This is a genomic window from Parasedimentitalea nitratireducens (genome assembly GCF_057444295.1).
Genome location: NZ_JBYAXC010000010.1, coordinates 107,071 through 113,070 on the forward strand (window position 1 = coordinate 107,071; position 6,000 = coordinate 113,070).

The window sequence follows — 6,000 nt, forward strand, 5'->3', positions numbered from 1 at the left end:
TCCATCATCGACGTCGCGTTTATTGATTTGGGACAACTTCATTGCAAGAATATTGCGCAGCGAAAGTATTTATACCGATAGTTGAAGGGCTGATAGCCGGACTGTTGTTACCGGTTGGCTCCAGGAACCCACAGAACATCATCTGCGCCATTTTGATTTGCCACGCGCGATGCAACAAAAAACCAATCTGACAGCCGGTTCAGGTATTTCACGGCTGCGGGATTGATGTCTTCGCTGGTGGCGAGCTCGGTCGCCAGTCGTTCTGCACGGCGGGCCACGGTGCGGCAGACATGCAGATGCGCAGACAGGGGGGAACCACCGGGCAGTACAAAACTGCGAAGGGGTGCCAGGTCTTTATTCATCTCGTCGATTTCGGCTTCAAGCCGGTCAATCTGTGATGCGACAACGCGCAAAGGTGGGTACTCGGCCTTGGCATCCAGATCCATTTCAGGGCGGCATAGATCGGCGCCAAGATCGAACAGATCGTTTTGGATGCGTGCCAAAGCCTGGTCCATATCATCTTTGGCGGCAAGTCGGGCAACGCCGACAAAGGCGTTCAACTCGTCTGACGTGCCATAGGCATTGACCCGCGCGGCATGTTTGGCGACGCGCTCGCCGTTACCAAGCGCGGTGTCGCCCCTGTCACCGGTGCGGGTGTAGATCTTGTTCAGAACAACCATGTTACTGGCCTCCCTGGCTCCGCAGGTAAACGTAGGCAACAATCAGCAAGACGGCAATAAATTGAAACAGCAGCCGCAGCCGCATCATCTTGTTACCGTGTTTCTTGTTGAATTCCCCGCCCTTGCCGTAGCCCGCAATGCCGATGACCAACACCACAACAACAGAAGCCATTGCAGCAACAACCAGATAGAAAAGTGAATCAGCCATTACGCCCTCGTGACTATGAAATTCTGTGCATTGGTCTATCGCGGGCCGAGCGGGAAAGCGACCTCGATTTTCAGCGCAGCTTTGCGAGAATTCGATCGGTGGCGCGGGTAGTCAGCATGCGCTTAAGAAGGCCGCCGATATGGGTCGGCGTCGTGACATAATATCTCGGCCTTGGGCGACGGGATTCGCAGGCGTGAATCAGCTTGGATGTAACGGCCGAGGCGGGGAGTTCAAACGTGTCGGGGCCCGAACTTTCGTACAGGCGCTTGAGGAGGCTCTTTTCATATAGATCCCGCAGCGCTGAATTTTTCCAGTCAATAAAGCGTTCGAAATGGGGGATCGAATTTTCCCGGATTTTGGAGGTGACGGGCCCGGGTTCAATCAGGACCACGTTGATGCCGGTGTCACGCAATTCAATGCGAAGCGTGTCGGTCAGGCCTTCGACGGCATATTTGGTGGCGACATAGGCCCCGCGCCATGGAAACGAGACAAACCCCAGAATCGATGAGTTCTGTATAATCCGACCATGTCCCTGTTCGCGCATCACCGGGATGACCTGCCGGGTCAGTTCGTGCCAGCCAAAAAAGTTTGCTTCGAAAATAGTTCGCAAAGCTTCTGTGGGGAGGTCCTCAACAGCGCCAGGCAATCCATGTGCGCCATTGTTGAACAGGGCGTCCAGGGTGCCGCCTGTTGCAGTTAGTACCTGTTGTAATCCCGAGGCGATGGTTCCGGAGTTGGTGTAGTCAATCAGCGGGCTGTCAAATCCTTCGTCTTTCAGCCGGTCACAGTCACGCTGCTGGCGGCACGAGGCAAAGACCTGCCAGCCGCGATCCCGCATGCCTCGCGCAGCGTCCAAGCCGATTCCCGAGGAGCAGCCTGTAATCAGAATGGATTTTTGCATCAACGCCTCTTTGCTCTGCTGTACCTAATGTACCCTGGCAGAGTTATGGGCGTTTCTTGCTGATCAGGGAAGCGGCAATCCAGCCAATTGTTTCGCCTTCAACGACACGCAGGTGCAACCATCCTGTATTCTTATCGCCGACCACTTCGACTGCGACGTCTTGCTTGAGTTGTGTTATCACGGGGTAGCTGGTGCCCGGACCGCTACGCATATTCACTCGGCTAGCTGTAACGTGCCGAATGTCAGCAGTGGTTGGCGCCTGATCTGCTTGCGGCGTTTCAATAATTGGATTCGCGCGTCCTTCAGTCAACGTAGCCAGCCCACCTGACAGTGAAGCCAGCTGAATACCAGAGTCGTCGCTCTGCTCTTCAAGCGGGTTCAGGCCAAATTTCATATCGTTGCCAAGCGCCGTAATTTGCGCCAGGGCCACTTCGGACCGTAGATTAGGATTTGCCAGTGGTCGATCTGGTCGTAATCGGGTGTTGTTGGCAACACGTGGCTTCAAGACGGGCTTTTTTACCGGCTGCATGACTGGCTGCGACACCAAAGAGGCCGCAGTAACCTGATATTCTGCTGACGTTTCGGTTTGGGAGACAAGGGCGGGCTGCGGCCTTTCAGGTGGGGCGAAATCGCTCCCTCCACTCAGTTCATAAAACGCCCAACCCATGAACGCGAATGATAGCATTACAAAGCGCGACATGGCGCTAACCCCCAATTAATTTGTAGACGGAGAAAATACGGGCAGAGAAAATCTGTTAGAATAATCCGGCGGCAGTTTAACAGTACCGACAGCAGGTTGCCGGAGCTTTAATGGTAGTGCGGATCCTCTATAGGAAAATAGGGGAGAGTCATCCTGTTTCTCCCCCAAAGGTAAGCGGGTTCGCCGGAAGTGTGTCAAAACGCATGAATTTCAACGCTGCCGCTTTACCAAATACAGTCGGGCAAGTATCACCATTCCATGACCGACTTGGTAGACCACACCGACTTGCCCTCTTCTCCTGATGGAGGAGAGATCCTTGAACCCCTGCGCCGAGCGATTGGCGAGCGCTATCTGACCTATGCGCTTAGTACGATCATGCACCGGGCGCTGCCAGACGCGCGTGATGGGTTGAAGCCGGTGCACCGGCGAATCCTTTATGCAATGAGTCGTCTGCGATTGACCTCTGCAGGCGGTTTTCTGAAGTCGGCGAAGATCTCGGGCGATACCATGGGGGATTTCCATCCGCACGGTGATGCCGCGATCTATGACGCGATGGCGCGTTTGGCACAGGATTTCAACGTCCGCTATCCGCTGGTGGATGGTCAGGGTAACTTTGGCAACATCGACGGCGATAACCCGGCGGCCTCGCGATACACCGAAGCGCGGATGACTTTCATCGCCGAGGCGATGCTGGAGGGGTTGAATGAAAACGCGGTAGATTTCCGCGACAACTATGATGGTCGTTTGACAGAACCTGCGGTTCTTCCTGCCACTTTCCCGAATATCCTGGCTAATGGTGCCGCAGGTATTGCGGTTGGCATGGCCACCAATATCCCTCCGCACAATATTGCCGAGCTGATCGACGCCTGTTTGCATCTGATCAAAACGCCAGATGCACGCGACGATACCTTGCTGAACCATGTGCCGGGCCCCGATTTCCCCACTGGCGGCATTATTGTTGAGCCAAAAGAGAATATCGCGCAAGCCTACAGCACTGGGCGCGGATCGTTCCGTCTGCGCTGTAAGTATGAGGTCGAGGATCTGGGCCGTGGCCAGTGGCAAATTGTCGTCACTGAAATTCCCTATCAGGTGCAAAAGTCCAAGCTGATCGAGAAAATAGCGGAAGTCATCCAGACCAAGAAAGTTCCGATCTTGGGCGATGTCCGTGATGAATCGGCCGAAGATATTCGAGTTATCCTCGAACCTCGGTCTAAAAACGTCGATCCCGAAGTTCTGATGAACATGATGTACCGCAGTTCGGATCTCGAGGTGCGATTCTCACTCAATATGAACGTGTTGATTGACGGCGTGACACCCAAGGTCTGCTCGATGAAAGAGGTGCTGCGCGCCTTTTTGGATCACCGTCGTGATGTATTGCAGCGGCGTTCGCAACACCGGATGGAAAAGATTGACCATCGGCTAGAGGTGCTGGCGGGCTTTATCATCGCCTTCCTGAATCTGGACCGGGTGATTGAAATTATCCGCTACGACGATGACCCCAAGGCTGCGCTAATTCGTGAGGACTGGAGCCGGGAATACCCACGCGCGCTGACCGAGGCTGAATATGTTTCGCCGGTCGCAGGGCAGGGGGAGCTGTCCGAAGTTCAGGCCGAAGCGATTTTGAACATGCGGTTGCGCTCACTGCGCCGCCTGGAAGAGATGGAGCTGGTCCGCGAGCGTGACGCGCTGCGCGAAGAACGCGCTGGTCTGGTTGCATTGCTGGCCTCGGAAGAGCTGCAATGGAGCAACATTTCTGACCAGTTGAAGGCAACCAAAAAACAGTTTGGTAAGAATTACGAGGGCGGCGCACGTCGTACCCAATTTGCCGAGGCTGGTGAAGTCGAAGAAGTGCCGCTGGAGGCGATGATCGACCGCGAGCCGGTGACGATTGTCTGCAGCCAGATGGGCTGGATCCGGGCAATGACGGGTCACATCGATCTCAAGCGAGAGCTCAAGTTCAAGGACGGCGATGGCCCGCGTTTCATTTTCCATGCAGAAACCACCGATCGCTTGTTGGCTTTTGGTAGTAATGGTCGCTTCTACACCGTCAGTGCCGCCAATCTGCCGGGTGGGCGCGGCATGGGTGAACCCCTGCGTTTGATTGTGGACCTTCCGAATGAGGTCGAGATCGTCGACTTGTTCATTCACAACCCGGATGGAAAACTGTTGGTGGCGTCCTCTGCGGGCAATGGCTTCATCTGCGCTGAAAAAGAAATTGTTGCACAGACGCGTAGCGGCAAACAGGTTCTAAACGTCAAAGATGATGACCGGGCCAAGATCTGTGTCCCAGTGGCAGGGGATCACGTTGCCGTGGTGTCCGAAAACGGCAAGTTCCTGGTCTTTTCAGTTGAGGAACTGCCAGATCTGACCCGCGGCAAGGGCGTGCGCTTGCAGAAGTACAATATGGCGCGGGGTAAGCAGGGGTCGTTGGAGTTGGATGGCGGCCTGAGCGATATCACCACGTTCAATTGGGACGATGGTCTGACTTGGGAAATGGGCGGTGGCAAAACCCGTCACGAACAGGATCTCAGCCAGTGGCTGGGCAAGCGGGCTGGTGTTGGCAAGCGTCCACCCTATGGCTTCCCGCGGTCTTACAAATTCGATTAATTCCAAGGAGTCCTCTGTGACCCCAGCGCCACCCGCGTCCAATGTGATGCGGGTGGCGCTTTACCGAGTGTATGTTCGCAGTTTATCAGGTTGGGACCGTTCGTAAAAAGAGACCCGATATGATCCGACTTATAGCTTTCCTGACTTCGTTTTCGCTGCTTGCTGCCTGTGGTGAAACCCTTATGGATGAGGCCCCCGAGGATCTGGGCGCATTCAAAATGCGTGTGGGATACATATACACCGACAAGGCGCTGAAATGGCCCTTGTCACGCAATGCACAAGGTTCAGACTGGACCGCCGAGTTGCAGAATGCCCTTGATACGCGTTTGCGCCGCTATGAAGGTGCGCAAGAATACGACATCGCCATCAGCCTAGAAGGGTTCATGCTTGCCCCTCCGGGTGTGCCGATTCTGGTTTCTCCCAAAAGTGTCGCTGTGGTGAACGTATTTGTTTATGATGTTGCCGGGCAGGAATACCTGGCCAAAAAGCACCAGATGGAGATCTTCGAAAGCACCACCAGTGAAAGTGCCCTGCTCGGATCGGGTCATGCGCGGACCAAGGAAGAACAGATTGCCGGGCTTTCTCTCAACATTGTGGATGCGGTCGAGGAATGGATTGCTGAACAGCATCTGGAAAACGGCTGGTTCAGTGAACGCTTAAACGACGTGGAGGCGGATCCGGCTGCCCCAAGCTGATGCGCGTTCCAAAGCTTCAGTAAATATTAGATTACGAATTGCTTGATATTTGTGCGTAAAGGCAATATGTCGCGCGCGATGATACAAGTGGGTCGATTGCCGACCCCATTTACCAAAAAGGGCGCCTTGAGAATGGCTAAGGAAAAGTTCGAACGTAACAAACCACACGTCAACATCGGCACCATCGGCCACGTTGACCACGGTAAAAC

Annotated in this window: 6 protein-coding genes; 2 read left to right on the forward strand and 4 right to left on the reverse strand. The window is 54.6% G+C overall.

Going from position 1 to position 6,000, the window contains the following annotated elements; translation table 11 throughout:
• Positions 1-107 precede the first annotated feature (107 nt).
• The 4 genes from AC2T28_RS20680 to AC2T28_RS20695 all read right to left on the reverse strand — a co-directional run bounded on the left by AC2T28_RS20680 (position 108) and on the right by AC2T28_RS20695 (position 2,489).
• On the reverse strand, positions 108-680 hold the full coding sequence (locus AC2T28_RS20680; protein ID WP_486750546.1) for a cob(I)yrinic acid a,c-diamide adenosyltransferase: 573 nt from the start codon (positions 678-680) through the stop codon (positions 108-110).
• Position 681: 1 nt separating this feature from the next.
• Complete coding sequence (locus AC2T28_RS20685) at positions 682-888, reverse strand: twin transmembrane helix small protein (protein WP_486750547.1); 207 nt, start codon at positions 886-888, stop codon at positions 682-684.
• A 70-nt stretch (positions 889-958) separates the two neighbouring features.
• Positions 959-1,789: an SDR family NAD(P)-dependent oxidoreductase gene (locus tag AC2T28_RS20690; RefSeq protein WP_486750548.1), complete on the reverse strand. Its 831-nt coding sequence runs from the start codon at positions 1,787-1,789 to the stop codon at positions 959-961.
• 43 nt (positions 1,790-1,832) lie between these two features.
• Positions 1,833-2,489, reverse strand: coding sequence for an SH3 domain-containing protein (locus tag AC2T28_RS20695; protein ID WP_486750549.1), 657 nt, complete (start codon positions 2,487-2,489; stop codon positions 1,833-1,835).
• A 258-nt stretch (positions 2,490-2,747) separates the two neighbouring features.
• Here AC2T28_RS20695 and parC point away from each other — a divergent pair, with 258 nt between their 5' ends.
• Together parC and AC2T28_RS20705 are read left to right on the forward strand one after the other, a co-directional pair.
• The gene (gene parC / locus AC2T28_RS20700; protein WP_486750550.1) at positions 2,748-5,096 is read left to right on the forward strand and encodes a DNA topoisomerase IV subunit A; all 2,349 of its coding nucleotides are present in this window, start codon (positions 2,748-2,750) and stop codon (positions 5,094-5,096) included.
• Between the two features lie 119 nt (positions 5,097-5,215).
• On the forward strand, positions 5,216-5,791 hold the full coding sequence (locus AC2T28_RS20705) for a hypothetical protein (protein WP_486750551.1): 576 nt from the start codon (positions 5,216-5,218) through the stop codon (positions 5,789-5,791).
• Positions 5,792-6,000 lie beyond the last annotated feature (209 nt).